Below are 25,036 nucleotides of genomic sequence, written 5' to 3'. Positions count from 1 at the left end.
TAATGCTTCATTTTTATACATAGCAAAAATATAAGAATGAAAAAAGGGCGACAAGATAGAATCGCGGAGACGCTTACATATGCAATACGATGAATGTAATGATGAAAAACTCTACCTTCACCCGTAGAGAGCTTATTTATCAGGAGTTCAGAAGAAAGGTGAAGGAGAATAGAGAAATGAGTTTTTTGTAGGAGAAGTGTGAAACTTCTTTTAGTATAAGTAAAAAGTATAGCTTTAGAGAACGGAAAGCTTAGCTTTAGGTGGGCAAAAGCTATGCTTTAGGAAGAGGAAACAATCTATATGTGAAATAATCATGAATATATTCATTCTGCTTAAAATTGGCCAAAAGCATGTTTCTTTTAAATAAGAAAAGGGCTGTTCTTAGTAAGTTGAAGTTTTAGACAGCCCTCAATTCTTTTATTTCTTATAAACCAACTTGCTCGGAACTCCCTCCCCGAACAAATTATCACCTAGCGTCGTAATCTTATTTCCGGTAGCCAACACATAGCGGAGATTATCGCATCCCATAAAAGCACCGAACTCAATAGCCGTTACACTGGCCGGTAATTCCAGCGTGCCGCACAAGCGACCGCAATTACTAAATACACGCTGTCCGATTGATTTCAGGTTATGAGGTAATTTCATATTCAGCAGATACTTCTTTTGCGAGAAAGTGAAGTCGGGGATAGCCGTTGCATTCGTCTTGGAAATATCAACCGATACGAGATTCGGCATATAATCACGGATAAGTTTGAAGTCAGCGTTATCCAGTTTCCCTTCAACGGTCAGGAAGTTGATGTCTCTGGGTTGCAGTCCGGCTTTCAGGATCTCTTCTTCCAGTTTACCCATTGCCCCCACTTGCAGGGTAGTCTCTACCGGTTCGCCTTCGATAAAAGCAAAATTCTGCCATCTGTCCTTGTAGCGGTAAGAGTCGCTGCTTCCCAGAGGGACGAAGATGGCGGTAACGCTGTCTGCCAATGCTTCCGGCAACAGGTTGGGAGCTGTCTTCTTCCGGATCTGACAGATTTTCAGATTCTCACAACCTTTGAAGGCGGCATCCTCTATATTCTTCGTTTTCTCCGAAAGAATCACTTTCTCCAGAGTGGCTTTACCTTTGGTCACTCCGCCTACCACATTCGAGAAAGCATAGGCAGGGATGAAGTTCGGCATATAAATGTAGAATTTTCCATTGGGATAAGTACCGGCTTTTCCGCTGTACATCTTGATTTCTGCGTTCGAAATATCCAATACTTTCAGATTGGCAAATTCGTCACGGAGATGCCGGAAGTCCTCTGCATTCAGTTTTCCGGTCAGTGTGAGGTGGGTGACACTGTTGGCTTCCTCTTCAGTCATCATGGAAATCAGCGTACCGGGCTTACTCACATAATACGTCTTACTCACTTGGGCGGCGGCTCCTAATGCATTAGCGGCCAGTAAGAAACTTATCAATAGTAGTTTAATTTTCATAATTTTGTAGATTTGTTCTGACAAATATAGGAAAAATAGAGAATACATGATGTTTTTTTATGTTTTATATCTAATTTTGTAGCCGGATTAACAAATTGTAAAAATGGAGGCAGACAACATAGATGGGAAGAAAGAACCCAAAAGACTTCCTGTGTGGGCATGTATCTCGCTGTTTATTGTGGTACTTTTCATATTTATTGGATTGTATGGGACACTGGTTAGCGGAGGCTTGTCGTTGGTTCTTGGAGTGGAGGCTCGTCATCCGGGAGTAGTAGGGTATATTTTCGTGGAGGCCAGTATGCTTTTGGCTGTTCTTACTGCTGCCGTAATCTTGCTTCGTCTCGAACGTCGTCCGTTTTCTGATTTGGGACTTTCTTTAAAAGGACATGCCAGTGGACTGTGGTATGGACTTCTGATGGCAATCTTGCTCTATTTGCTGGGTTTCGGAATCTCTGTTGTTTTGGGAGAAATAGAAGTCACCGGTTTTCAGTTTAAGCCGTTGGATTTATTGGGGTCGTGGGTGTTTTTCCTGTTAGTGGCGTTGTTTGAAGAGATTCTGATGCGCGGCTATATCCTCGGACGTCTGCTTCATACTAATATGAATAAATTCCTGGCGCTCTTCATCTCGTCGGCATTATTCGCGTTTATGCATATCTTTAATCCAGAAATAGCTTTCCTACCGATGCTTAATCTCTTACTTGCCGGTATGTTGCTGGGTGCTTCCTATCTTTATACCCGGAATCTGTGTTTCCCTATCTCTCTTCATCTTTTCTGGAATTGGATTCAAGGTCCGATTCTAGGTTATCAGGTGAGCGGAAATAATTTCACGACGAGCATGCTGACTTTGCGTATGCCCGAAGAAAACGTACTGAATGGCGGAGCCTTCGGTTTTGAAGGCTCGCTCATTTGCACAGTACTTATGATTGTTTTTACGATTCTGATCGTGTGGTGGGGAGAAAAAAGGGAAGCAATCAGTCTTGCTGTACCCCGATCATACTAAGCTGAATCCGTTTCCGGTCATAATCTACATTCATCACTCTGACCATGACGTGTTGATGGATGGATACCACTTCCGTCGGATCGGAAATGAACCGTTCCGCTAATTGCGAGAGGTGCACCAGTCCGTTCTCCTTAATACCTATATCGACAAACGCCCCGAAATTGGTGATGTTGCCTACGATGCCCGGAAGAATCATTCCTTCGCGCAAATCGGCTATGGTGCGCACGTTCTTGTCGAATTCGAAGACTTTGATAGCCTTACGCGGGTCACGTCCCGGCTTGTCGAGTTCCTGCAGAATGTCCTGTAAGGTGGGCAGACCGACGGTAGGGGTGATGTAGGCGGAGATGTTAATCTTCCGGCGGAGTTCCTTGTCGGCTATCAGTTCGTCGATGGTACATTTCAGGTCTTTGGCCATTTGCTCTACGATGTGGTAGCTTTCCGGATGCACGGCGGTGTTGTCCAGCGGATTCTTGGCTCCGGGGATGCGGAGGAATCCGGCACACTGTTCGAAAGCCTTGGCACCCATGCGAGGAACTTTCATCAACTCTTTCCGTGAACCGAAAGCTCCGTTTTCCGCCCGGTAGTTGACGATGTTTTGAGCCAGTTGCGGTCCCAGTCCGGAGATATAAGTCAATAGATGGCTGCTTGCCGTATTCAGGTTTACACCGACCAGGTTCACGCAATTCTCTACTGTCTGATCGAGCGCTTTTTTCAGTTTTGTCTGGTCTACATCGTGCTGGTATTGACCTACACCGATGGATTTAGGATCTATCTTCACCAATTCTGCCAACGGGTCCATCAGGCGGCGGCCGATGGAGACTGCTCCCCGCACCGTTACGTCATAATCGGGAAACTCGTCGCGGGCAATCTTCGAAGCCGAATAAATGGAAGCTCCCTGCTCACTGACTACAAACACGGGTATCTGACGGTCGAAGCTTTGGCTGTTGATGAAATCTTCTGTCTCACGGCTTGCCGTTCCGTTGCCGATGGAAATGGCTTCTATCTGATAGGCCTCAATCATCTTGCGGAGTTTGGAAGCAGCTTCTCCTGTTTTGTTCACGGGAGGATGCGGATAGATATTCTCATTATGCAACAGATTGCCTTGTGCATCGAGGCAGACAACTTTACATCCCGTACGGAATCCGGGGTCGATGGCGAGCACCCGTTTTTGTCCCAATGGAGGGGCGAGAAGAAGTTGACGGAGGTTCTCGGTGAATACCCGGATGGCTTCCTCGTCGGCTTTTTCTTTGGATTGAGCGGCAAATTCTGTTTCGATGGAGGGCTTGAGCAGACGCTTGTAGGCATCGACTGTGGCTTCGTCCACCTGCTGGCTACACTCGTTGTTGCCACGTACGAACTGACGTTCCAGGCGTTCGATACATGCCTCGTCGTCGGGATTGATGGATACTTTTAGCAGACCTTCCGACTCTGCCCGGCGGATGGCCAACAGGCGGTGGGACGTGCAACGTTTCAGTGCTTCGGAGAAATCGAAATAATCCCGGTATTTTGCCGCTTCTTCCTCTTTTCCTTTCACTACTTTGGCACTAATCTCTGCCTGGCGGCTGAACTGATTACGTACCGCGTTGCGGGCACGTTCGTCCTCGTTCACTTGCTCTGCAATGATGTCACGGGCGTCTTTCAGGGCATCTTCCACATCTTTCACGTCTCCTTTCACGAAGGAGGCAGCCTTGGTACTAAGATTGTTTTCCCTTTGCAACATCAGGATGGTGGCAAGCGGTTCCAACCCTTTCTGGCGGGCTACTTCAGCACGTGTCTTCCGCTTGGGTTTATAAGGAAGATAAATGTCTTCCAGTTCCGTCGGATTCCAGGTGTCGTTGATACGTTTCTCCAGTTCGGCAGTCAGTTTTCCCTGCTCGTTGATGGTGCCGAGAATCGTTTCTTTCCGTTTGGCTATGTCGCACAACTTATCGTGTTGCTCTTTTATTTGCTCTATCTGCACTTCATCCAGTCCGCCGGTGGCTTCTTTACGGTAACGACTGATGAAGGGAATCGTAGCACCTTCACCCAAAAGATGGAGCGTACTACTTATTTGTCTTTCCGGTATACCCAGAAAACCGGAAATCATCTTGTGAAATAATTCCATAATTTGTATTTTTTGAGAGTAAATGAGCGACAAAAATACATATAAATCTGCTAAACCCGACAAGTTTTACTATATTTGCAACTCAATTAATGAATTAACACATCAAAACTGCATAATTATGCTGGGACGTCTTGGATATCTTTTTATCTGTTTCCTTTGGCTTCTGCAGTCAACGGAAGTATTGGCTGTCTCTAAAGATAAGAAACCTATTCTGATTATTTGCTCTTATAATCCGGCAGCACACCAAACTTCGGTCACTATTTCCGATTATATGGATGAATATAGTAAGTTGGGAGGACAGCGCGACATTGTCATCGAAAACATGAACTGTAAAAGTTGCTCGGAGGCTCCGTTATGGAGCGCGATGATGGCGCAGATTCTGGCTAAATATCAGGGAGAAAAGCATCCGGCACAAATTATTTTATTAGGACAGGAAGCGTGGGCTGCCTATTTGTCGCAGAGGGATGAAATGCAGGTGAAAGTGCCGGTGATGTGCAGTCTGGCCAGTAGTAATGTGGTGATATTGCCAAAAGATACGGTGGAAAACCTTGATTGCTGGATGCCCGAATCTGTCGATATCTTTGAAGATCATCTGGATATTCCCGAACTGGAATCGGGATTTATCAATCAATATAATATAGAAGGTAATATCTCCATGATTCAAGCTTTCTATCCGAAAACAAAACACATTGCCTTTATCTCGGACAACACTTATGGCGGAGTGACTATGCAAGCGTTGGTACGAAAAGAAATGAAGAAGTTCCCCGATCTGGATTTGATTTTGATGGACGGCCGGAGACATTCTATTTATACCATCGTTGAGGAATTGAGACAGCTGCCCGAAAATACGGTTATTCTGGTGGGAACGTGGCGTGTGGATATGAACGAGGGGTATTTCATGCGGAATGCGACGTATGCCATGATGGAGGCTACTCCTACCATCCCGGCTTTTACTCCTTCATCGGTGAGCCTTGGATATTGGGCGATAGGAGGAGTGCTGCCCGATTATCGGAAAGTGGGAGGAGAAATGGCTATGGAGTCCATACGGATGGATCAGCACCCGGAGGATACGGGGAAGCATCTTTCGATCATTGGCTCTAAAGCGGTATTGGATAGCCGGAAGGTGAAAGAGTGGGGGCTGCACCCCAGCGTGTTGCCTTTTAAAGTGCAGCTTGTCAACCAACCGGTTTCGTTCTATCAGCAATATACTTATCAGATATGGTCTGCTTGTGCTTTGTTCGTGATTCTGGTACTTGGCTTATGTATCTCTCTTTTCTATTATTTCCGTACGAAACGTTTGAAAGACGAACTTCTGAAATCGGAGAAGGATTTGCGTGTAGCGAAAGACAGGGCGGAAGAGTCTAATCGTCTGAAGAGTGCTTTCCTTGCCAATATGAGTCATGAGATACGGACGCCGTTGAACTCGATTGTCGGCTTTTCGGATGTACTGGCAATGGGCGGTAGCACGGAGGATGAACAGCAGTCTTATTATAAGATTATCAAAACCAATTCGGATTTGTTGCTTCGTCTGATTAATGATATTCTCGATCTTTCACGTCTGGAGGCGAACCGGGTGACTTTGACGTGGGAGGAATGTGATGTGGTGCAGTTGTGTAGTCAGGTGGTTGCCTCTGTTAGTTTTTCACGGCAGTCGTCGGACAATCAGTTCTTGTTTTCCACTTCTTTTGAAACTTTCCGGATGGTGACGGATGTGCAGCGTATGCAACAGGTAATCATTAATCTGCTGTCCAACGCCGACAAATTTACGAAACGCGGGAAGATTACCTTGGACTTTTCTGTGAATGAGGAAAAGCAAATGGCTATTTTCTCGGTAACGGATACCGGATGCGGTATCCCGAAAGAAAAACAGGGACTTGTGTTCGAGCGTTTTGAAAAGCTGAATGAGTACGCCCAGGGAACCGGATTGGGATTGTCTATCTGTAAATTGATTGTGCATAAATGGAGAGGAAGTATATGGATCGATCCTGACTATACCGGTGGGGCACGGTTCGTATTTTCGCATCCGCTAAATATAGAAAAAGAATGAAACGAATAGGATTTATTTATGGCTTGCTTTTCTGTCTCGTACTGTCTGTTGCGGCGCAGGAAAAGGTGGTGAAGCTGAAGATTGTGGAAACGAGTGACGTACATGGTAATTATTATCCTTACAATTTTATAACCCGCCACGAGTGGAAGGGTAGTCTGGCACGTATTTATTCTTTCGTGCAGAAAGAGCGTGAACAGTATAAAGAGAATCTGATATTGCTGGATAATGGTGATATTTTGCAGGGACAGCCTACTGCCTATTACTATAATTATATAGATACGGTGTCTCCTCATCTTTGTTCGGAAATGATGAATTTCATGAAATATGATGCCGGTAATATGGGGAACCATGATGTGGAAACGGGACGTGCTGTGTTCGACCGTTGGATAGCCACTTGTGACTTCCCTGTGTTGGGTGCCAACATCATTGATACGTCTACGGGAAAACCCCATCTGGCTCCTTATAAGGTGTTGGAACGTGATGGCGTGAAGATTGTGGTATTGGGTATGATTACTCCTGCCATCCCTGCATGGCTTTCTGAAAATCTGTGGAAAGGCTTGCGTTTCGACGATATGGAAGAGACGGCACGCAAATGGATGAGGATTATCCGTGAAAAAGAGAATCCGGATTTGGTGATCGGGTTGTTTCATGCCGGACAGGAGGCTTTCAAAATGTCGGGCAAATACAATGAGAATGCTTCTCTTAACGTAGCGAAGAATGTGCCGGGATTCGATATCGTGTTAATGGGGCACGATCATGCCCGCGAATGTAAGAAGGTGATGAATGTAGCCGGAGATTCGGTGTTGATTATCGATCCGGCCAGCAATGGAATTGTATTGTCTAATGTCGATGTGACCTTGAAACTGAAAGATGGAAAGGTGCAGAGCAAGGACGTCAAAGGGGAGTTGACAGAAACGGAAGCTTACGGAATCAGCGAGGATTTCATGAAGCGTTTTGCTCCGCAATATGAGACGGTGCAGAAGTTTGTATCCAAGAAGATCGGCACTTTTACCGAGAGTATCTCTACTCATCCTGCTTTCTTCGGTCCTTCTGCTTTTATTGATTTGATACATACTTTACAGCTCGATATAACCGGAGCTGACATCTCTTTTGCCGCTCCGCTTTCGTTTGATGCGGAGATAAAGAAAGGGGATGTGTTTGTCAGTGATATGTTCAACTTGTATAAGTATGAGAATATGCTGTATGTGATGACGTTGTCCGGAAAGGAGATTAAGGATTTTCTGGAGATGTCTTATTATATGTGGACGAACCAGATGAAGTCACCGGAAAATCATCTGCTCTGGTTCAAGAAGAAACCTCGGGAAGGTGCGGAAGACAGGGCTTCTTTCCAGAACTTCAGTTTTAATTTCGACTCGGCTTCCGGCATTATTTATACGGTGGACGTGACAAAACCGAAGGGAGAAAAGATTACGATTACGAGCATGGCGGACGGTTCTCCTTTCCGTATGGATAAGATATATAAAGTGGCCTTAAATTCTTATCGTGGTAATGGTGGTGGAGAACTGTTGACGAAAGGATCGGGTATTCCGCAGGAGGATTTGAAGGACCGCATAATTTTCTCTACAGATAAAGATCTTCGTTTCTATTTGATGAATTATATCGAAAAGAAAGGTACGATGAACCCCAAAGCCCTGAATCAGTGGAAGTTTGTTCCGGAGAAATGGACAGTGCCGGCTGCCCAACGTGATTCTGTATATTTATTCCGGTCTGTTCAATAAGTAACTAAAAGTGTTCATTATGTCTGATAATACTCTTGAACGGCTTGTATATCTGATTAAATGCTGGTATATTTGTCGCAAAAAAGAGAGAGTATGTATATTCAAAATGTTCCCAAAGTAGGTATTTCTTCGGTAGTTCATTCTAAACATATAGATTCTGGCAACATTGATGTTGTTGATAATGATATAGCGCTCTTCGATACGGAGAGCGTTATATCGTTGTATAATGGACCGACTAAACTGGAGGTGTTGACGGTAGGTCTTTGCCTGGAAGGTACTGGTACTTTTAATATTAGTTTACGTGAGTTCCAACTGTTCCCCGGATTAATGGTGATCGCGCTGCCTAATCAGATTGTCGAACAGCGGTGTTTCAGTTCCGACTTTAAAGCGATATTCTTTGCTGTGTCGAAGAACTTGTTGGAGACATTGCCTAAGATCAGTAATGTGCTTTCCTTATTCTTTTATCTGAAAGATTACCCGTGTTTCAATCTTACACCGCAGGAGCAGGAGACTGTGAAGGAATATCATGCATTTATCAGAAAACGGTTGAAGAATAAGGAGGCTTTATATCGTAAAGAAGTGGTAATGGGCTTGATGCAAGGGTTCTTTTTTGAACTTTGTAATATCTTTACCAATCATGTGCCAGCCAATGCTACTACCATGAAAAATAAAAGCCGGAAAGAATATATTTTCGAACGTTTTTATGAGTCTTTAGTGGAGTCTTACCAGTCTGAACGGAGCGTGAAATTCTATGCTGACCAGTTGTGTCTGACGCCGAAGCATCTTTCGGGAGTAGTAAAAGAGGTCAGCGGAAAAACGGTGGGGGAGTGGATAGACGAACTGGTGATTCTGGAAGCGAAAGCACTTCTGAATTCTTCAAGTATGAATATACAAGAGATTGCCGATCGGCTGAATTTTGCCAACCAGTCGTTCTTTGGAAAGTATTTCAAGCATTACACTGGTATGTCTCCTAAAGAATACCGGAAAAGCCGCTAAAATCATAGAACACCGGAGCGCACACGGCTTAGTGTTTCCGGTGTCATCAAAAGATAAGAGGCAATGTGTGCCAGAGGTGCACGTTTGATAATTTCCGGATGTGTTTCGAGCAGGAGGTTATAGCGTTCGCGGGCGGATTCAAAGCGCCAGGAGTCTGCTTTAATCTGTGACACAATCAAGGAGTATTCCAGTATCTTTTGGTAGAACATATTGATTTCCCAGTTCTCTTTTGCCAATTTTTGTATCATGTCGCGAGGGAACAGGTAGATAATGGAAGGTTCGAGGGTTTCCACGATTAGCCGGGTGGGTACTTGTTTCAGAAAACTCTCAATGCACATCACGATACATCCTTCGTATGAGAAATGTTCGGTCACGTCTTTCCCATTCTTGTAATAGTACTGCCTAAGCATCCCTTTGCCGACAAATACGATTTCATGAGCTACTTCTCCTTCATTCAGCGCTATTGCTCCTTTGGGAAATTCTTCACGAATCAGTATACTTTCTATCTGTCGTCTTCCTTCTATACTCATTTCCGGAAAGCGGGAATTTACAACAGCATTTACAGTCTCTCTTAATAATGTATCCATGTCTTTTCTGTCTTGATGTGTGCAAAAATACTAAAAACGGTTGACATAAATCAAGTGTGGTATAAAAAAGATGTATCTTTGTCCGCAAAATCAAGAGGTAAGATGATAATGAATAAGATAATAGGCTTGGCAGTGTTGCTGTTCTGTTTGAGTGGTTGCGTAAGGGATAATGATGCTATTTATTATCCGGTTGGCAACGTAGATGTGGAAAGAGGCGGTCCGGCTTTGGAGGCTGGAAAGGGTGATTTAATAACCCGTAGTTACAATACCGAAGATTATGTGCTGGACACGCTTGCGCAATATCCGGGTGATCCGACGCTTGGTAAACTGACATTCATGGTCAGTCTGAAAAACCGGTTGGCAGATCAGGAGGTGAGTGGCTTTAATGGTGTCGGTCTATCCAGACTAACGATGAGTCTTGGATATAAAGACGGCAACTATCCGGCAGAAAGCCAGGTTCCTGTTTATACTTCGTCCGACGTGACTGCCAGTTATGCCATTAAACTTCGTTTAAAGGGAGAATTGACTTTAACAGGAGACGAATGGATGATTGACTATATTTATGCTCAATTAGCGGGTTTATTCCAGCCTTATCCTCCTACGTCTTTCCCGGAAGTGTTTATGTGTAAAGGGGGTGAGCAATCGTATGCAACGTTCGATTCTTTTCGTAGAACCTGGACATTTGATATTACTTATGATCGTTCCAACCTTTCTTTCAGCCAACTGTATTTCAATCTGTTTGTGAATCTGGCAGGACAGAAAAGGGAGGATAGAGTCCGGTTGAGGATTGATAAGGAATCTTATTTCGAGATCTATAAAGAAAAAGAGGAAATGTAGTTAAACTGCATTTCCTCTTTTTCTTTGGTAGTGGGTACGAGAATCGAACTCGTATTACATGCGTGAGAGGCATGTGTCCTAACCGTTAGACGAACCCACCGGAGTTTGATAGATTTAAAAAGAGCCAAGTCTATAAAACTTAGCTCTTTTTATTTTGAGATTTTGCGGAAGCTGGGGGATTCGAACCCCCGGTACCCTTACGAGTACGTCAGTTTAGCAAACTGGTGGTTTCAGCCACTCACCCAAACTTCCTTGAACCCGCATTCTCTCTCAAATGCGGTGCAAATATAGGGGGAACTTTTGGACTACGCAAATCTTTTAGCAAGATTTTTTTTACCTGTTTTTTGTGAAATGAGATAACCTGCTATGTTTCAAATGTTAAACGGAAGAATTTTTTTTCGAAAGCTTTTAATTTTTATCGATGGAATGGGAACTTGAAACATATTGACGCTATCCGCTTATTATAGTGACGGTATCTTCATGGGATAGGGTAAACATCCGGATGGGATAGTGACGGTATATTTGACGTGAGAAAAGGACATAAAAAAAGGCTATCTATCCCAGACAGCCAATCTTTTGTTAACCTTAAATCTAATACTATGAAAAACACAGTACAAATATACGGACTTCTGTCGAATTTGCAAATAAAACAAGAAAAAAGAGATGTTTTATAACATTGATTAAATATTTGATTCTTCAATTCTATTTTTATTAAGACTTTCAGCGTTTTGAACACTATATTCCCAATATTTATCACATAATTTCAGATAACTGGTCTCGGCACTTTTGCCTCCTAAAGAAATGGCATACATTTTTGTCTGTTTTGCTTTTGCATGTTCTATGGACTGGGATAGCAGTTTATCAACTGGACGCATCTCAAAATCCGATACGGTGATGATGTCTGCTTCCATATATCCTTCTTCGCTGATCTTTCGCAAAGCATGTGTGATGACTGGTTCCATATCTGTGCCACCATGAAAAGATTGGCTTAGAAAATCGACAAGGCGATCGAAACTACTCCCTAAATCGGTTATTTCAATACACTCGATATCATCGGAGAAGAGGATGACGTAACATTTCCGATGTTGTACTTCTGTCAATTCGGCAATGGCAAGTAGAGTAGATTTTGCGATTCTTTCCCGTTCGCCTGCCATAGAACCGGAAGTGTCCAGGCAAACGATGAAAGGGCCTTCAGCTTCTTCGGAAACTTCATTTCCTACTGTTTTCTTATCATTGATGGTTTGTTTCTCGTGCGATTGATAATCGATGACTTGTAGTCTCTTCTCTATGAAACGCTCGAAAAATATGGGTTGCAGGTTCTTTTCCGCCAGATAACAATATTCCAGAGGGAGAAGACTATTCAAATCGTTTCCTTCACAAATGCCTGCAATATCACTTCGGGTGGCATGAGATATAATTTGTTCCCGGTGAATACCTGCGGTCATTTTGAAACGTTTCCGGCTACTTTGGTGTTTTTTGCCTAAGATTTCTACCAGTTCGCGGATAACGGGATTTCGTTTGATCGTTTCTTCGTATTCTAAAATCTGTTCCGCTATCTGTTTATGATTGCGAAGTAGCCAGACGAGGCGTGAGCCACCGCGTACCGGAAGATTTTTGGCTAATGCCAGTTGAATACGATAGAAATCCTCACAGAGTTGCTCGATATGTTCCATCTGATAGTTGAACTCATTGTTCGAGAGTAGCGTATGCCACTTGTCGAAAAAAAGAGTCCACAACGCTTTCCATTCTTTGGAACGCGGGCTGATTGCATTAAAACGTTGGAGGTAGTATTTTACGTTGAGGTCTACCAGGTGATATTTCATAGAGAAGGGGTATGCGCTGTTTTTCAGGAATTGAAGAAACTTTGCGTCCGATGCTTCATTCATTTCATGAAAGTATTCCCATTGCGATGCATAACGGGAGTAGAAATCTTGCAGGGAGGGTTGTGTGTGACGAAAATACAGGTGAATGTCCGCATCCAGTTCTTCGGGACGGATAATCAGATTGTGTAGTTGTTCGTCGTACACATCATAGGCTATTCCCTGCAATTTTTCGTAATAAATGTCTTGCAGGTGCTTGAGCCTAATACTCTCTGTTCTCTTGTTCATGGGCATGAGCGATGATGCGAAGTTCGTTCCGGTAGTTCTCTATGATATGTGCAGTTTCCCCTAAGATTCGCTTAATTTTGCTTTTTTGCGATGAACTTAAGAAAAGATGTTCCTTTGTATATGCTGTTTCCCGCTCGAAGATTGTTTTATATTCTACCTCCATTTGATGAAGTAAATCTATCACTTCCTGCAATGTAAATTCGAACGGAGTACTGCCGTCCTGCTGTGTTGGCAAAGGTTTGCAATTATCATAACATAGTAGTGGATACTCCTGATTGTTGACGAAAACAGATCGTTTCCCTTTTCGGAGGGAATAAATATTCTTTTGTGCGATATTCCTGTTCTTTACGAAATCGTAGGCTTTCAGGATTTTGTTGACCGGACGGAATTTATCCTGTTGGATATAAAACAACCGGTTGCTGTCTTTCCTCAAAGACTGGTAATCCGAAGCAAAGATGAGTAAATTTCCGGCAATGTGGTAACCTTCTATGCGATGATAGAAGGTATCTACGACCTGGATTCCCGGATCGCTAAGTTCCCGTAGGCTGTGTTCGGACTTCATGTTTTCTTTCAATGTATCCAGTTTCTGTTCCAGTCGTTTTTCTCCCAATAAATATGTATTGATTCCCCGTGCAATCGACTGTTCCACTATGTTTTCGATGATGGGGAGCTGCGAAACTTCATCCCACAGACAGGCACTCATCAGCAAGCAGTCGGAGAAGTGAATTCCCGGAGATTCGTTCAGATAGGCCGAGGTGCGGAGCAGACCTACTATTTTTTTCCAACGGCGGTCGGATATATAGATCGGAGGGGTGTTTTCATCCCGCCCTGTATTATATTGTTCGATTTCTCGTTTGATATTGTGAATCAGCTCGAAGATGGTATAGTGGATACCTACTTTCTCACTTTCAGCTTGTATTTGATTGTATAATTCATCGTCTACCTGGAGTTTTGCCGGGATTTCAGGTTCTACTTCCCGTGTAGAAGAAATCATCTGGTCGAAAGCATATTCCTGTTCAATGCATCCGACAAACTGGCGGATCAGGAAACGGTCGTATAGGGCTTCCAGTCCTTCACCTTTTGCGGGTAGTTCGTTGGACGCGGCAATCAGCGCTTTCAGAGGAACACGCACCGTAAATTGTCCGTTGCGATATATCTTTTCATTGATTACTGTCAAAAGAGAATTTTGGATAGCAGGACCGGCTTTCCATATTTCATCCAGGAAGACAATCGATGCTGTCGGCAAGTATCCTTTTGTAATACGTTCGTATGTATCTTCATCTTTCAATTTTGAGATGGAGACGGGGCCGAATATTTCATCCGGTGTACTGAAACGAGACATCAGATATTCAAAAGCATCCGCATCTTTAAAAGCCAGTTTGAGCCTGCGCGCCACTAAGCTCTTGGCTACTCCCGGAGGGCCCAATAGAAAGATACTTTCACCTGCCATGGCAGATAATAGGGAGAGTGCGATGGTATGTTCTTTTTCGAATACTCCCTCATTGAGGGATTTCAGCAGTTGGGTGATATGGGATTTGATTGACTTCATGCGACAGATGATTTCATGTGTTGTTAACAGGAGGCAAAGATACAAGAATTCTTTGAAATAGACTTCATTGGGGGGATTTACCCCTAGATTTAGGCAATTTCCTCCCGATAAGTAGGAGTTTTCAGTTTCATAAGGAAAATTCATTCTCTACTTTTGTTCTATCGAAAGATAAATGATAGATAATAATTAGAGAACCGTTAAAAATAAAGGAATATGAAAACGAACACATTTAAATACTTCGGTTTGGCTTTGATGGCTATATTGATGGTAAGTTTTACCTCTTGCGAAGTGGAAATAGACAGTTTCTATGATGATGATAATAATGGTGCAGGATACTATAATCGTTCGGCTGATTTGTGTAGCCGTACCTGGGTTAGTTTCTACCGGGACATGGACGGTAACTATTGCCGTCAGGAACTGGATTTCTTTTTAGATCGTACGGGAATTGACTATATACGGGTGGAATATCCTAACGGGACAGTAGAGCAGTATGAATATAATTTCCGTTGGAGCTGGGAGAATTATGCGCAGACTTCCATTCGTATGTCATACGGACCGAATGATGTTTCATACCTGGATGATGTGTACATCGGTGGAAACAGGTTAAGCGGTTATCTGGACGGACGAAATAACTTTGTGGAGTTTCAGGGGAAATGATGAAAGATAAAACGGAAAGAAACAGAGGGAAAAAGATCGTTTGAGGGATAACAAGATGCAGGTGAAAAGAGAAGGATAAGATAGTTAAGATAGAAATAGGATAGTTATTAGGAACAAAATAATAGGTAACGGAGTAAAAGGGTAATCAATAAGATTTCAGGATATATGATTCAGGGTATAAATAGGGCGCGAAATGAAAGCTTAAAAGTTTTGAACCGGACTAAATAGTTTTTATCTTTGCGCCCTATTAGTTTTTATATACATGGAGTGGTTATATAGTCTATTTCTCGAACATTCTGCCTTACAGGCTGTTGTGGTACTTTCATTGATTTCTGCCATTGGTCTGGGCTTGGGAAGAGTGCATTTCTGGGGAGTTTCCCTGGGAGTCACTTTTGTTTTTTTTGCAGGCATCCTCGCCGGCCATCTCGGGCTTTCGGTCGATCCGCAGATGTTGAACTACGCAGAAAGTTTCGGACTGGTCATTTTCGTTTATTCTCTCGGTTTGCAAGTCGGTCCCGGTTTCTTTAGCTCTTTCCGCAAAGGAGGGGTAACATTGAATATGCTGGCATTGGGAGTTGTTCTGTTGGGAACGTTGTTGACCGTGGTGGCTAGTTATGCAACAGGTGTCTCTCTTCCTGATATGGTCGGTATCCTTTGTGGAGCAACGACGAATACTCCAGCGTTGGGAGCCGCACAACAAACATTGAAACAGATGGGAATGGACAGCAGTACTCCTGCTTTAGGATGTGCGGTAGCCTATCCGATGGGGGTAGTTGGTGTAATCCTTGCCGTTTTATTAATTCGCAAAGTGCTGGTTCACAAAGAAGACTTGGAGATAAAAGAGAAAGATGATGCGAACAAAACCTACATTGCAGCGTTTCAAGTACACAATCCTGCTATTTTCAATAAAAGCATCAAGGATATAGCTCGCATGAGTTACCCGAAGTTTGTCATCTCCCGCTTATGGCGTGACGGACATGTAAGTATTCCGACTTCTGACAAGATATTGAAGGAAGGTGACCGTTTACTGGTGGTAGCTGCGGAGAAAGATGCTTTGGCCTTGACCGTGCTTTTTGGTGAACAGGAAAATACGGATTGGAATAAAGAGGACATTGACTGGAATGCGATTGATAGTGAATTGATTTCGCAACGTATTGTCGTTACCCGCCCTGAACTGAATGGTAAGAAACTCGGTTCACTCCGGTTGAGAAATCATTATGGGATTAACATCAGTCGCGTTTACCGGTCGGGTGTACAGTTGCTTGCTACTCCGGGATTGGTACTTCAATTAGGAGACCGCCTGACGGTAGTGGGAGAGGCTGCTGCTATTCAGAATGTGGAGAAAGTACTTGGAAATGCTGTAAAAAGTTTGAAAGAACCCAATCTGGTTGTTGTGTTTATCGGCATCGTACTCGGTTTGGCATTGGGGGCGATTCCTTTCTCTTTTCCGGGTGTCAGTACTCCTGTGAAGCTGGGATTAGCGGGTGGACCGATTATCGTTGGTATCCTTCTGGGAACTTTTGGACCACGGATACACATGATTACTTATACCACCCGTAGTGCGAATCTGATGTTACGTGCCTTGGGACTTTCCATGTACCTTGCTTGTCTGGGACTGGATGCCGGAGCTCATTTTTTCGACACCGTATTCCGTCCGGAAGGTTTGTTATGGATCGCTTTAGGAGCCGGATTGACTATTGTTCCAACCGTACTGGTGGGGTTTGTGGCTTTCAAGATGATGAAGATTGATTTCGGTACTGTATCCGGTATGTTGTGCGGAAGTATGGCAAATCCGATGGCACTGAACTATGTAAACGATACAATTCCCGGCGACAACCCATCCGTAGCCTACGCGACTGTTTATCCGCTGTGTATGTTCCTGCGGGTGATTATCGCTCAAGTGCTGTTAATGTTCTTGTTAAATTGAGAATTGAAAATTGAGAAATGATGGATTTGTAAATAAAAAGTAGTCATTTCTTAATCAGGAATCGTATAAAATAGATAAATTTGTAACAAGAAAAAGGAGAGGAATTAATAAATTCCTTTTTTGAGTTACTAAATGGTAAGTTGTCAACTAATAATAAGTTGCCAATTAATAAATTGTAAATAGTAAAATAGTAAATAGAATGACTGCTCAAAGTAACATAACTCCTGAAAGCATTGTGAGTGATCTCCGTTACCTGCAACTGCTTTCCCGAAGTTTTCCTACCATTGCTGATGCCAGTACGGAAATAATCAACTTAGAGGCTATCTTAAATCTACCTAAAGGGACGGAACATTTCCTGACTGATATTCATGGAGAATATGGAGCTTTTCAGCATGTACTGAAAAATGCTTCCGGTGCGGTAAAACGTAAAGTAAATGAAATATTCGGCAACACTCTTCGTGAAGCTGAAAAGAAAGAAATCTGTACTTTGATTTATTATCCCGAAGAGAAACTGCAATTGGTGAAGGCCCGTGAAAAGGATCTGGATGATTGGTATCTGATTACGCTGAACCAACTGGTGAAAGTCTGTCAGAACGTGTCTTCCAAATATACCCGTTCGAAGGTTCGTAAATCACTGCCTGCCGAATTCTCTTATATCATTCAGGAGTTATTGCACGAATCGTCTATCGAACCGAATAAGCATGCTTATATTAATGTAATTATCAGCACAATTATCACTACGAAGCGTGCCGACGATTTCATTATCGCTATGTGTAATCTGATTCAGCGCTTGACTATTGATTCTCTTCATATCGTAGGTGATATTTACGACCGTGGTCCCGGTGCGCATATCATTATGGATACATTGTGTAATTACCACAACTTCGATATTCAATGGGGAAATCATGATATTCTCTGGATGGGAGCAGCTTCCGGTAATGATAGTTGTATCGCTAACGTGATACGTATGTCTATGCGCTATGGTAATCTGGGGACACTTGAAGACGGATACGGAATCAATCTGCTTCCGTTGGCTACTTTTGCAATGGATACGTATGCCGATGATCCTTGCACGATTTTCATGCCAAAAATGAACTTTGCCGATGCTCATTATAATGAGAAAACTTTGCGTCTGATAACTCAAATGCATAAAGCCATTACCATTATCCAGTTTAAGCTGGAAGCTGAAATCATCGACCGTCGTCCGGAGTTCGGAATGGCTAATCGTAAACTTCTGGAGAAGATTGATTTTGAACGCGGCGTCTTTGTATATGAAGGAAAAGAATATGCTTTGCGCGATACCAACTTCCCGACTGTAGATCCGGCAAATCCTTACCGATTGACTGAAGAAGAACGCGAATTGGTAGAAAAGATTCATTATTCATTTATGAATAGTGAGAAATTGAAGAAGCACATGCGTTGTCTGTTTACCTATGGCGGCATGTATCTGGTTTCAAACTCGAATCTTCTTTATCATGCTTCTGTTCCTCTGAATGAGGATGGCAGCTTTAAACATGTCAAAATACGTGGTAAGGAATACTGGGGACGTAAATTGTTGGATAAAGCCGATCAACTGATTCGTACTGCGTACTTCGATGAAGAAGGAGAGGAGGATAAGGAATTTGCTATGGATTACATCTGGTATATGTGGTGTGGTCCGGAAGCTCCCCTGTTTGATAAGGATAAGATGGCGACTTTTGAACGCTATTTTGTAGAAGATAAAGAGTTACATAAAGAAAAGAAGGGCTATTATTACACCTTGCGTAACCGGGAAGATATTTGTGACCAGATTTTGACGGAGTTTGGAGCTTCAGGGCCTCATTCGCATATTATCAACGGTCATGTGCCTGTGAAAACGATTCAGGGAGAACAACCCATGAAAGCCAATGGCAAGCTTTTCGTTATTGATGGTGGCTTTTCAAAAGCTTATCAGCCGGAAACGGGAATTGCGGGATATACGCTTGTTTATCATTCTCATGGTATGCAACTCGTACAGCACGAACCATTTCAGTCTCGTCAGAAAGCCATTGAAGAGGGACTTGATATCAAATCGACCAACTTCGTTCTCGAATTTAATTCACAACGAATGATGGTGAAAGATACCGATAAGGGAAAAGAACTGGTGACTCAAATACAGGATTTGAAGAAACTGCTTGTTGCTTATCGTACTGGTCTGATAAAAGAAAAAGTGTGATATGAATGCTATTTCTTTGCAATATAAAATTCAATAATTTTTAGTGTCTTGAGTGATTCGTTCCACCTAGGTGGGACTAAACAGCGACCTGGGTGGGACGAAAGGAAAACCTTGGTAGAACGAAACAATCATCCAGGTGGAACGAATTATAATTAGTAAAGCAATGCCTTGATATTAGTGTTTTAATCTTTTCAGCAGTGTATCTTGCCCGACTCCTGTTTAGAAAAGAACAATGCCTGCTTCTATAATCGCTCCTTTATCGTAATTACTCGATTTATTATAGAATCTGGTTAGCCCATAACCGCCTGTTGCAAAGATACCGAACTTCCTGGTAAATTGATATTCCAGATTGGCACGTGCCTGCAATGCATATAAACGTTTCGGAATCACCTCGTCTTTGTTATCGAAAGCCTCGATATGCTGGTAGCCAAGGTCTCCGCTGATGGATAAGCCTTTGTAAAGAGGGAAGGATAAACCGGCACGATAGGATGCACTTGCCGAAAACTTATCATTCAATCCTTGATACATGGAACCGACTCCCAGAATGGTATAAAACAATTGGTTCTTGAATCGTACACCTATATTGGCAGGCGTAGCATTTCCACCATACACCATCATTTGTACTCTTGTATCAGGATTCGCATTAACCAATCCGAGTTGGAATCCTTTCATGTCTTCCTTGTAATAATTGACAAGGCCAATTTGAAGTCCGCGGGCCTGCGTTGCATAATTACATAATGCTATTTGCATCCCATTCAGTTTCGATGCGGTTATATTGGCAATTCCTGCTATCTGCAAGCCGTTCATGTGTTCGCCTACCACATTCAAAAGTCCGGAAGCCATCAAACCGCCGAAGCTCTGCCCTGTAATATTTGCCGCTCCGGAAAAGTGTAGCCCCGAAGCCATGTTGCCTGTCACATTCATGAAACCACTAATCATTAACCCCGAGTTGTTGTCTCCTCCGATGCTCGTTAACCCGGATATGACTACTCCCTGTGCTCTGTCGCCGGTGATATTTACCAATCCGGCAGCAGAAAGTTCTACGGTGTTATCGCCACTGATATTACTGATACCGGCCAGCTGAACGCCCCGCATAGTACCCCCTGCTAAGTTGGCTAATCCGGTGATTTGTATTCCGTTCATGTCGCCATGAACCACACTTCCCAACGCATTGATACCCACACCGTTCAGACGGTTCATTGTAGACAGGAGACCGATGTTTATGTATGTCGTCTGTGTACTGTCATGAGGTTGTGTACATATATCTTTCCAGATGGATATATTGATACCTGCACTCTTGTTCTGTGCCGGTAAAGAAACGGCAGCCATTAGTATAGCTGCCGTAAGTATTGTTTTCTTTATCTTCATTCCTTTCTCTTTTTCGGTTTAAGTAATATCTTATGCAGCTAACTTTATATTAGCCTTTTGCTTCCTGATATAAGTAACGTTTGATGCTCTTCTTCGGTGTCTTTTCGAATTCTTCCGGATAGATTTTCATCTTGGATATCTGGCTGTAAGCCGGTAGCATAGTATTTAAAGTCACACGGTTTTCTTCCATTACTTGCTCGATGTCTTCATTCTTCAGGCCATGAGCGAAAGCGTCGTCAAAATCTGGATAAACAAGTCCGACAAGTTTCTCGTTTTGCTGAACGATAATACTTTCAGCCACGTATGGCAGGTTGTTCAACTTATCTTCAATTTCTTCCGGATAGATATTCTGTCCGCTGGCGCTCAATAACAGGTTCTTGCTGCGTCCTTTGATCGTAACATTACCTTCTTCATCCATCAAAGCCAAGTCGCCGGTGTGTAACCAACCGTCCTTGTCAATGACTTCTTGAGTGGCTTCTTCGTTTTTGTAATAGCCCAACATCACATTCGGGCCCTTACATACGATTTCACCAACGATATTTTCGGGATCAGATGACAATACCCGTACATCCATCCGTGGTACAGCCTTTCCGCAAGAACCCGGTTTGAACTTTCTCCAATCTTCGTAGCAGATAATCGGACCACATTCCGTCATTCCATATCCAACCGTATAAGGGAAATCAATCATTTTCAAGAACTGTTCCACTTCCTGATTGAAAGCAGCACCTCCTACAATAACAGCTTTGAAGTTTCCGCCAAATGCTTTAATCATTTCTTCGCGCACTGTTGCCTTAATCTTATCATTGATAATAGGCACTTTCAGCAATATCTTCATCGCCGGAGTTTCCAACTTCGGAAGTACGCTTTTCTTGATTATCTTTTCGATGATAAGCGGTACGGCAACGATTAGACTGGGTTTCACTTCTTCAAAAGCCTGGAAGATAATCTTAGGGCTTGGCATACGGGTGAGGAAGTAGATGTGACAACCTACGGAGAACTCATAAAGGAATTCAAAAGCCAATCCGTACATGTGTGCCATAGGAAGCATGGAAACGATTTTATCTCCGGCTTCCAGTTCCAACACTTCAAAAGCAAATTTGGTATTTGACCACAGGCTGCGGTAGGGGAGCATTACTCCTTTGGAATAACTCGTTGTTCCCGAAGTATAATTGATAACTGCCAGTTCTTCCGGTTCGTCTTTATGATATGCGACATGTTCTTTACGGAAATTCTTCGGATATTTTTTGCCGAACATTTCGTTCAGATGTTCGCGTGCATAAGTCAGTCGTTCGCTGCGTGACACTAGCAGGGTGAAGTCGTTCATCATCAGGATACCTTCCAATAGCGGCATTGCCGACTCGTTCAGGTTTTCCCATACCATATCTCCAACAAGCAGTAACTTGGCTTCGGAGTGGTTGACGATATTATGCACATTGTCTGCTTTAAATTCATGGAGAATAGGTACAATAACGGCTCCATACGTTAGTGTGGCAAGGAAAGTAACTCCCCAGTGAGAGCTGTTTCTTCCACAAACGGCAATCTTGTCTCCCTTGCGGATTCCGCTTTCTTCGAAGATGATATGGAGTTTCTCGATTTTGCGAGCTACGTCTTTATACTGTAAAGTTGCACCTTTATAATCGGTCAGGGCATCCAGGTCCCAATTATTTTTGATACTATTCTCAATATAGGCTATAAAACTTTGTTCCATTGTTTTTTGCACATTTGGTATTAAATTGTGCAAATATAGCAATTATATTAAGAATGAAGAATTAAGAGTGAAGATTTTTTGGAAATGGAGGGAGAGTGTGGGAAGGAATTTGTGGACGATGCGTTATTAGTGCAATGGATGATGCTTATAATTGAATAAATGATGCTTATGGTTGAATAAATGATGCTTAGTTGGATGAAGGCTTATAAACAAAAAGGATTAGCTTGTGATAAAATAGATTAGCTCATGGCATAAACAGATTAAGCTATGAGCTAAATGAATATCATTATAGCTAAACAAATTATGCTTATAGCTAAACAAATTATGCTTATAGCTAATTTAATTATCATTATAGCTAAAAAAAATATGCTATTAGCAAAAATAATTCAGCTAATAGCATATTTACAGTAACTTCATTTCTTATTTCAAGTACCATTCGTACATTCTCTGTACGCCTTCCTCGATTTCAATTTTGTGGTGCCAGCCCAGTGCATGCAGTTTTGAAGGATCGGTTAGCTTGCGCATTGTGCCGTCCGGTTTGCTGCTGTCGAAGGTCAGTTTTCCTTGATAACCTACAGTCTCCACAATACGCTCGGCCAGCTGACGGATGGTGATTTCCTTACCGGTTCCGATGTTGATATGGCAGTTGCGGATATCTTTGCTACCTTCTTTATAGGTATCTTTGAAGTCTACGTGCTCCATTACGAAGACGCTGGCATCCGCCATTTCTTCGCTCCAAAGGAACTCGCGGAGTGGAGTACCTGTACCCCAAAGAGTGACTTCCGTTTCGCTGATTCCGTATTTTTGCAGAATAGCCAGGATTTCTTCTTTCGGACTGTTGCCGTTGACACCTTCTACTGGACGCAGGTTCATATCCTTACGTACAGCTTCCCAGTTCCCTTCTTTCAGACAGTGTGCCAGATGAATCTTCCGGATCATGGCAGGCAGTACATGGCTGCGTTCCAAATCGAAATTATCATTCGGTCCGTAAAGGTTTGTCGGCATCACGGCGATGTAGTTCGTTCCATATTGCAGGTTGAAGCTCTCGCACATTTTCAGTCCGGCAATTTTGGCGATTGCATACGGCTCGTTGGTATATTCCAACGGTGAAGTAAGCAATACGTCTTCCTTCATCGGCTGTTCGGCATCGCGTGGATAAATACACGTACTGCCGAGGAAGAGCAACTTTTTCACGTTGTGACGGAAACTCTCTCCGATAATGTTCTGTTGAATCTGCAGATTCTTGTATATAAAGTCGGCACGGTAGATGCTGTTCGCCATGATACCACCCACAAAGGCGGCGGCAAGGAATACATATTCCGGCTGTTCTTCATCGAAGAATTTACGGACTGCCATGCCATCCAGCAGGTCAAGCTCTTTGTGCGTGCGGCCTATCAGATTGGTATATCCTTTATCCTGCAAATTCTTCCAGATAGCAGATCCCACAAGTCCGCGGTGTCCTGCTATATATATCTTTGCATTCTTTTCCATTCTATCTTTTATTAGTTCACCACAGAGGACACGGAGGGCACAGAGGAAAAAATAAAATCCTCCGTGTCCTCTGCGTCCTCTGTGGTGAAATGAAATTCATTTAATGTTTGGTAGCAATCATTCGCTTCACCTTTTCCATATCGTGGCGAACCATGATACTTACCAGTTCTTCGAATGATGTTTTACGTGGATCCCAGCCCAACAGTGTTTTTGCTTTTGTCGGGTCGCCCAACAGTTGTTCCACCTCTGACGGACGGAAATATTTAGGATCAACTTCTACCAGAGATTTTCCGGTAGCTACGTCAATACCTTTTTCATTTACGCCTTCGCCTTCCCAACGAAGTTCGATACCTGCTTCCTTGAATGCTAACGTTGCGAATTCGCGCACCGTGTGCATTTCTCCAGTAGCAATTACGAAATCTTCGGGAACGTCATGTTGCAGGATCAGCCACATACATTCGATGTAATCCTTGGCATATCCCCAGTCGCGACGTGCATCCAGATTACCCAGGTACAGTTTGTCCTGTTCGCCCTGTGCGATACGTGCGGCAGCAAGCGAAATTTTACGTGTAACGAACGTCTCACCACGGCGTTCGCTCTCGTGATTGAACAAAATACCGTTTACAGCAAACATACCATAGCTTTCGCGGTAGTTTTTAGTAATCCAGAAACCATATTGTTTGGCTACCCCATACGGAGAACGGGGATAGAATGGAGTTGTCTCTTTTTGTGGAACTTCCTGCACCTTACCGAACAATTCGGAAGTAGAAGCCTGATAGATGCGGGTTTTCTTTTCCAGTCCCAGGATGCGTACAGCTTCGAGCATACGCAACGTGCCGATAGCATCTGCTTCGGCAGTGTATTCCGGAACGTCGAACGAAACCTTCACGTGGCTTTGAGCTGCGAGATTGTAGATTTCATCCGGTTGCACCTGTTGAATAATACGAATTAACGAACTAGAATCTGTCATATCCCCATAATGCAGATTAATCGTACGTTTCTGTTTCATGTCGCGCACCCACTCGTCAAAATACAAATGTTCAATACGTCCTGTATTGAACGAAGAAGAACGACGGAGTATACCGTGTACTTCGTAACCTTTTTGCAATAGAAATTCGGCAAGATAAGAACCATCTTGCCCGGTGATGCCTGAAATTAGGGCTTTTTTCATACGCTAATTATTTATATAATTGAAAATGTGGGTGCAAATGTCGGCATTTTTTGTGACCCAGCCAAGTGACTTTCCAATTATTTTTC

17 protein-coding genes and 2 tRNA genes are annotated in these 25,036 nt (G+C 43.1%); 8 read left to right on the top strand and 11 right to left on the bottom strand.

Going from position 1 to position 25,036, the window contains the following annotated elements; translation table 11 throughout:
• Nucleotides 1-417 precede the first annotated feature (417 nt).
• Entirely contained in the window at nucleotides 418-1,467 is a 1,050-nt protein-coding gene (locus AB5217_RS22520; RefSeq protein WP_032846173.1) for a leucine-rich repeat domain-containing protein, read from the bottom strand.
• 103 nt (nucleotides 1,468-1,570) lie between these two features.
• On the opposite strand from AB5217_RS22520, the gene AB5217_RS22515 reads away from it, so the two are divergent.
• Nucleotides 1,571-2,467 carry a CPBP family intramembrane glutamic endopeptidase gene (locus AB5217_RS22515; protein ID WP_004297862.1) on the top strand — a complete coding sequence of 299 codons (897 nt, stop codon included), beginning with the start codon at nucleotides 1,571-1,573 and terminating at the stop codon, nucleotides 2,465-2,467.
• Here the strand turns inward: AB5217_RS22515 and AB5217_RS22510 are convergent.
• On the bottom strand, nucleotides 2,439-4,571 hold the full coding sequence (locus tag AB5217_RS22510) for a Tex family protein (protein ID WP_368112740.1): 2,133 nt from the start codon (nucleotides 4,569-4,571) through the stop codon (nucleotides 2,439-2,441). The two genes, AB5217_RS22515 and AB5217_RS22510, sit on opposite strands and share 29 nt — an antisense overlap.
• 118 nt (nucleotides 4,572-4,689) lie before the next feature.
• Here AB5217_RS22510 and AB5217_RS22505 point away from each other — a divergent pair, with 118 nt between their 5' ends.
• The 3 genes from AB5217_RS22505 to AB5217_RS22495 all read left to right on the top strand — a co-directional run bounded on the left by AB5217_RS22505 (nucleotide 4,690) and on the right by AB5217_RS22495 (nucleotide 9,353).
• On the top strand, nucleotides 4,690-6,618 hold the full coding sequence (locus AB5217_RS22505; RefSeq protein ID WP_149943808.1) for a sensor histidine kinase: 1,929 nt from the start codon (nucleotides 4,690-4,692) through the stop codon (nucleotides 6,616-6,618).
• Nucleotides 6,615-8,357 (top strand): bifunctional metallophosphatase/5'-nucleotidase, encoded by a 1,743-nt coding sequence (locus AB5217_RS22500; RefSeq protein ID WP_032846167.1) that lies wholly within the window; start codon nucleotides 6,615-6,617, stop codon nucleotides 8,355-8,357. Before AB5217_RS22505 ends, AB5217_RS22500 begins: the two co-directional genes overlap by 4 nt.
• A 93-nt stretch (nucleotides 8,358-8,450) precedes the next feature.
• Nucleotides 8,451-9,353, top strand: a complete 903-nt coding sequence (locus AB5217_RS22495) for a helix-turn-helix domain-containing protein (protein WP_032846169.1) — start codon at nucleotides 8,451-8,453, stop codon at nucleotides 9,351-9,353.
• Nucleotides 9,354-9,355: 2 nt separating this feature from the next.
• On the opposite strand, the gene AB5217_RS22490 is transcribed toward AB5217_RS22495, so the two are convergent.
• The gene (locus AB5217_RS22490; protein WP_004306385.1) at nucleotides 9,356-9,940 is read right to left on the bottom strand and encodes a Crp/Fnr family transcriptional regulator; all 585 of its coding nucleotides are present in this window, start codon (nucleotides 9,938-9,940) and stop codon (nucleotides 9,356-9,358) included.
• A 15-nt stretch (nucleotides 9,941-9,955) separates the two neighbouring features.
• Here AB5217_RS22490 and AB5217_RS22485 point away from each other — a divergent pair, with 15 nt between their 5' ends.
• On the top strand, nucleotides 9,956-10,777 hold the full coding sequence (locus AB5217_RS22485) for a DUF3845 domain-containing protein (RefSeq protein WP_032846171.1): 822 nt from the start codon (nucleotides 9,956-9,958) through the stop codon (nucleotides 10,775-10,777).
• A gap of 25 nt (nucleotides 10,778-10,802) precedes the next feature.
• On the opposite strand, the gene AB5217_RS22480 is transcribed toward AB5217_RS22485, so the two are convergent.
• From AB5217_RS22480 to AB5217_RS22465, 4 genes are all read right to left on the bottom strand, one after another.
• Nucleotides 10,803-10,877 (bottom strand) — tRNA-Glu (locus tag AB5217_RS22480).
• Between the two features lie 65 nt (nucleotides 10,878-10,942).
• Nucleotides 10,943-11,029: transfer RNA gene (locus tag AB5217_RS22475), tRNA-Ser, on the bottom strand.
• Between the two features lie 428 nt (nucleotides 11,030-11,457).
• A complete protein-coding gene (locus AB5217_RS22470; RefSeq protein ID WP_171033583.1) occupies nucleotides 11,458-12,885 on the bottom strand; it encodes a VWA domain-containing protein in 1,428 nt (475 codons plus the stop codon).
• Nucleotides 12,860-14,434 (bottom strand): AAA family ATPase, encoded by a 1,575-nt coding sequence (locus AB5217_RS22465; protein WP_115484199.1) that lies wholly within the window; start codon nucleotides 14,432-14,434, stop codon nucleotides 12,860-12,862. The genes AB5217_RS22470 and AB5217_RS22465 overlap by 26 nt, the downstream gene beginning before the upstream one ends.
• A gap of 213 nt (nucleotides 14,435-14,647) precedes the next feature.
• Between AB5217_RS22465 and AB5217_RS22460 the strand changes: the two genes are divergently transcribed.
• The 3 genes from AB5217_RS22460 to AB5217_RS22450 all read left to right on the top strand — a co-directional run bounded on the left by AB5217_RS22460 (nucleotide 14,648) and on the right by AB5217_RS22450 (nucleotide 19,212).
• The gene (locus AB5217_RS22460; RefSeq protein ID WP_004306378.1) at nucleotides 14,648-15,091 is read left to right on the top strand and encodes a hypothetical protein; all 444 of its coding nucleotides are present in this window, start codon (nucleotides 14,648-14,650) and stop codon (nucleotides 15,089-15,091) included.
• 262 nt (nucleotides 15,092-15,353) lie between these two features.
• Nucleotides 15,354-17,018 (top strand): putative transporter, encoded by a 1,665-nt coding sequence (locus tag AB5217_RS22455; protein WP_120080473.1) that lies wholly within the window; start codon nucleotides 15,354-15,356, stop codon nucleotides 17,016-17,018.
• 199 nt (nucleotides 17,019-17,217) lie between these two features.
• Nucleotides 17,218-19,212 carry a fructose-1,6-bisphosphatase gene (locus tag AB5217_RS22450; RefSeq protein WP_368112741.1) on the top strand — a complete coding sequence of 665 codons (1,995 nt, stop codon included), beginning with the start codon at nucleotides 17,218-17,220 and terminating at the stop codon, nucleotides 19,210-19,212.
• A gap of 219 nt (nucleotides 19,213-19,431) precedes the next feature.
• Here AB5217_RS22450 and AB5217_RS22445 read toward each other — a convergent pair whose 3' ends face one another.
• From AB5217_RS22445 to gmd, 4 genes are all read right to left on the bottom strand, one after another.
• Complete coding sequence (locus tag AB5217_RS22445) at nucleotides 19,432-20,580, bottom strand: LA_2272 family surface repeat-containing protein (RefSeq protein ID WP_032845818.1); 1,149 nt, start codon at nucleotides 20,578-20,580, stop codon at nucleotides 19,432-19,434.
• A gap of 49 nt (nucleotides 20,581-20,629) precedes the next feature.
• On the bottom strand, nucleotides 20,630-22,288 hold the full coding sequence (locus AB5217_RS22440; protein ID WP_032845820.1) for an AMP-binding protein: 1,659 nt from the start codon (nucleotides 22,286-22,288) through the stop codon (nucleotides 20,630-20,632).
• A gap of 420 nt (nucleotides 22,289-22,708) precedes the next feature.
• On the bottom strand, nucleotides 22,709-23,779 hold the full coding sequence (locus AB5217_RS22435; protein ID WP_032846465.1) for a GDP-L-fucose synthase family protein: 1,071 nt from the start codon (nucleotides 23,777-23,779) through the stop codon (nucleotides 22,709-22,711).
• Between the two features lie 100 nt (nucleotides 23,780-23,879).
• Nucleotides 23,880-24,950 (bottom strand): GDP-mannose 4,6-dehydratase, encoded by a 1,071-nt coding sequence (gene gmd / locus AB5217_RS22430; protein WP_022199336.1) that lies wholly within the window; start codon nucleotides 24,948-24,950, stop codon nucleotides 23,880-23,882.
• Nucleotides 24,951-25,036: the final 86 nt, after the last annotated feature.

The sequence above is a fragment of the Bacteroides sp. MSSM.1001136sp1_RTP21357st2_D2_RTP21359_211015 genome (genome assembly GCF_040913205.1).
In the GTDB taxonomy this organism is placed as follows: Bacteria; Bacteroidota; Bacteroidia; order Bacteroidales; family Bacteroidaceae; genus Bacteroides; species Bacteroides ovatus.
The sequence above is the reverse complement of the archived record's forward strand: the minus strand, read 5'-3'. Positions and strand labels throughout refer to the sequence as shown.

Coding starts and splice junctions, on each gene's coding strand:
- AB5217_RS22520 (WP_032846173.1), bottom strand. CDS start 1,467: ATGAAAATTAAACTACTATTGATAAGTTTCTTACTGGCCGCTAATGCA.
- AB5217_RS22515 (WP_004297862.1), top strand. CDS start 1,571: ATGGAGGCAGACAACATAGATGGGAAGAAAGAACCCAAAAGACTTCCT.
- AB5217_RS22510 (WP_368112740.1), bottom strand. CDS start 4,571: ATGGAATTATTTCACAAGATGATTTCCGGTTTTCTGGGTATACCGGAA.
- AB5217_RS22505 (WP_149943808.1), top strand. CDS start 4,690: ATGCTGGGACGTCTTGGATATCTTTTTATCTGTTTCCTTTGGCTTCTG.
- AB5217_RS22500 (WP_032846167.1), top strand. CDS start 6,615: ATGAAACGAATAGGATTTATTTATGGCTTGCTTTTCTGTCTCGTACTG.
- AB5217_RS22495 (WP_032846169.1), top strand. CDS start 8,451: ATGTATATTCAAAATGTTCCCAAAGTAGGTATTTCTTCGGTAGTTCAT.
- AB5217_RS22490 (WP_004306385.1), bottom strand. CDS start 9,940: ATGGATACATTATTAAGAGAGACTGTAAATGCTGTTGTAAATTCCCGC.
- AB5217_RS22485 (WP_032846171.1), top strand. CDS start 9,956: ATGTGTGCAAAAATACTAAAAACGGTTGACATAAATCAAGTGTGGTAT.
- AB5217_RS22470 (WP_171033583.1), bottom strand. CDS start 12,885: ATGAACAAGAGAACAGAGAGTATTAGGCTCAAGCACCTGCAAGACATT.
- AB5217_RS22465 (WP_115484199.1), bottom strand. CDS start 14,434: ATGAAGTCAATCAAATCCCATATCACCCAACTGCTGAAATCCCTCAAT.
- AB5217_RS22460 (WP_004306378.1), top strand. CDS start 14,648: ATGAAAACGAACACATTTAAATACTTCGGTTTGGCTTTGATGGCTATA.
- AB5217_RS22455 (WP_120080473.1), top strand. CDS start 15,354: ATGGAGTGGTTATATAGTCTATTTCTCGAACATTCTGCCTTACAGGCT.
- AB5217_RS22450 (WP_368112741.1), top strand. CDS start 17,218: ATGACTGCTCAAAGTAACATAACTCCTGAAAGCATTGTGAGTGATCTC.
- AB5217_RS22445 (WP_032845818.1), bottom strand. CDS start 20,580: ATGAAGATAAAGAAAACAATACTTACGGCAGCTATACTAATGGCTGCC.
- AB5217_RS22440 (WP_032845820.1), bottom strand. CDS start 22,288: ATGGAACAAAGTTTTATAGCCTATATTGAGAATAGTATCAAAAATAAT.
- AB5217_RS22435 (WP_032846465.1), bottom strand. CDS start 23,779: ATGGAAAAGAATGCAAAGATATATATAGCAGGACACCGCGGACTTGTG.
- gmd (WP_022199336.1), bottom strand. CDS start 24,950: ATGAAAAAAGCCCTAATTTCAGGCATCACCGGGCAAGATGGTTCTTAT.